Annotated in this window: 3 protein-coding genes; 2 read left to right on the forward strand and 1 reads right to left on the reverse strand. The window is 37.3% G+C overall.

Annotation, left to right across the window (positions count from 1 at the left end):
- Nucleotides 1-513, reverse strand: a 513-nt coding sequence (locus BZK16_RS13720; RefSeq protein WP_143691199.1) for an amino acid permease, incomplete at its 3' end; no start/stop codon positions are given.
- Nucleotides 514-1,025: 512 nt separating this feature from the next.
- Between BZK16_RS13720 and BZK16_RS13725 the strand changes: the two genes are divergently transcribed.
- Nucleotides 1,026-1,682 (forward strand): hypothetical protein, encoded by a 657-nt coding sequence (locus BZK16_RS13725; RefSeq protein ID WP_077929449.1) that lies wholly within the window; start codon nt 1,026-1,028, stop codon nt 1,680-1,682.
- Nucleotides 1,683-1,706: 24 nt separating this feature from the next.
- The coding region (locus tag BZK16_RS13730) for a hypothetical protein (RefSeq protein WP_143691198.1) at nt 1,707-2,874 on the forward strand (1,168 nt) is incomplete at its 3' end.

Consider the following 2,874-nt stretch of genomic DNA (forward strand, 5'->3'; position numbering starts at 1 on the left):
AGCACCGAAGATTAATAAAACACCTACAGCTACGATTGCGATTGTGAATACGGTTTGGAAGATTGTTGCTGAACGAATACCACGATAGTTCAAAGCACCTAAGAATAATGCGCCCACTGAGCCAATCAATGCCCATGTTAAATAGATTTCAGAACCTGCGATATTCCACAATCTTACGTGATGCTGAATTGGTGTGATGTAATCAATAACAGTTGGTAATGCTACAGCTTCGAAAGCGATTACTGACATATAGCCAAATAATACTGACCAACCTGCTAAGAATGATAAAGGTTTGTTGTTGTACGCACGTTGTACGAATGCAACGCCACCGCCTGTTTCAGGGATTGCTGTTGCTAATTCTGCATAAGTTAAACCAATACAGATGATCAATAATCCACCACCTGCGAATGCGACTGTTGCACCCATGAAACCAGCGGTTGCAACCCAATCGCCGGATAAAATTACCCAGCCCCAGCCGAGCATAGCGCCCATGGCTAAGAATAATACATCCATGGATGATATCTTTTTATTCATAATTCCTCCTATACGTTTGCAGTCAATGGCATTAAGCCGTTTGGTTTGCTACAAAGTGTGTGATTAGGTTTTTTAGTTTTATATGAAGCTTAATATTTGAATCAAAATTTTTATCTAACATGTTGCATGCAACAAGGACATTTATATTTATACACGAGTAAAATGAATTTGCAACAAATGGGCTACATTATTTTATGAAGAAATATCATCTTCAAATTGTGGGTTCTTTAATCAAGGCAGGATCTAATTTATACAATTCAAATAATTAGATGATTGACTAATAGATTATTTATTTGTGTATATTTTAGTTTAATGGATCACTGATTCCTATAAACTGTGCACTTTTGTGCATTAATACATGATCACATTGACTAAATAATTTGAATTAGCCCTAATTTATTGGGTTGCCCCTTTTTAGTTTTAAATTATGATAAAATTCTTTGCCTATAATTAGCTGATAAATAAATACAAATAATGGTTAGGAGAATTTTATGGGATTGGAGTTAGAACTTGATCGTGATGGCCCATCCAATGATGAACGGGCTTTGCGACTTGAACAAGAACGTGCAAGAGAATTAAGCCGTGAATTGGAACTCCAAAAAGATACCATTAGCCTTGATCGTGGTTTAGAAAAAGTTGATGCATTATCAGATATATCACTACAGTGTTTGTCTGAAACAGAGCTAGATTTTATTAAACGTGAAATCAGTGAATTTGCCTTTATCAAAACAGGTAACCCCGCAAATATTCAAGAGTTGGAGTATGACCCTGATCGTAATTTAGTCTTGGCTCGTTGTAATGGGCGTTCCTTACAGATAGAGTTAGATAAAGAAGGCTTTGAAAAGCCCATAGAAGTTCGTGAAAAATTGAGTGAATTACAAAATTTTGAACAAAAACATGAAGTTTTAGTGAAAGATAAAGGCCATTTAGAGGATATGGTACGCATTGCCACTGATCAGAGGGATAGAGATATCCTCATGCGAGAAATTAAAATAGAACAAGCAAGCCAAGGCTTAATGGGTGTATGGAATAAGCTCACAGGGCAAATTCCAGAGCCTTATCCATCTTTGTATGAGCAACCATTAACTCACGATGATTTAGCCCGAAGTTTATTGATTGCGGATGTTAGAACTGATCATTTTCAGTAGCTACTAGAAAATCAGTTGCCTGAAATGCAACGTTACCCTCAAAAGATTGATGAACAGTTGAATAGAGTGGTTGAACAAAGCCGAGATCATCTAGAATCAGTTAAACTTGAAACTGCAGCAATGGTTGCAGGGCATGAATTAGAACGTACAGCAAAACAGCCTGAAATTGAACCTCAACTTGAAAGACCGGTGGAAGAACGACCTATTGTTGATGAAAGACAACAGGATGCTAGACAAGAAGATTTAAATCCAACTCTTAATCACGATGATCGTGAATTAACTCGCCAAGAAAAATTAGAAATCAGCCAAGAGAAGATTGATGAAATCAGAGAAATTTACATCAGTCGTATCCATGAAGTTAATCAAGAATTATCTGATATTAATGCAACGCGACAAGTGGAAGGTTATTGGGAACAATCTCACGAGATCACTCAAGCGGATAATGATCGAGCTGACTCATTACTTTCACAAAGGCTAAATCTGTATGAAATATTAGATCGCACACCTGATGAGCAACAGGCTTATTTAGATAATCACCCTGAATTTGATTTGGTATTGAATGAAAGAGATTACGATAAGGTTCAAACGACATTGGATGATCTATCTGAAACCATGCCAAATGCCATTAAGCTTGAAGATAATCCAGATGATTATAAAGTTGGTGTGTGGGATAGTGTGACAGAATCTATTAGTGATACAGCCAGAACCGTTGATGCTTTTGTAGAAGTTGCTGTAGCTGATGGTTTAAATACAGGTACAAAAATTGGAATGAATATTGGCGCAGCTACTTTAGGTGCTTATCATGGCATTAAAGAAGGAAGCCTTGATGAAGGCATCACTGCGATGCGAGAAATTCGTGATGGTGCAGTAGAAAATTATAAGGTTGACGTGCGCGAATCATCCCAAGAAATTTTATCTAACAGTGAAAACCTACAAGCAGTTGGCAGAACTATTAATGAAGGTATGGAATGGGGCTATAACAAAGTTGGTGAGCATTTAGGTGATGAAGCGCAATTTATTGCACGTGGTGCAATGGAAGCAGTTGGAGATACTCTGGCTGTAACGGGTGTAGGTTTGACAGCTAAATCTGTTGCACGTAACCTCAGTGATTTTTCTTATGAGTTTGGTGCAAGATATTCTCCCAAAATAACATCTAATGGCGTTGATTTATATGATTTAGGCAGAAATTACC

It is taken from the genome of Wohlfahrtiimonas populi (assembly GCF_002006795.1).
GTDB lineage: Bacteria > Pseudomonadota > Gammaproteobacteria > Cardiobacteriales > Wohlfahrtiimonadaceae > Wohlfahrtiimonas > Wohlfahrtiimonas populi.

What these genes read in the sequence shown, in the direction of transcription:
- BZK16_RS13725 (WP_077929449.1), top strand. Translation starts at nt 1,026, where the DNA reads ATGGGATTGGAGTTAGAACTTGATCGTGATGGCCCATCCAATGATGAA.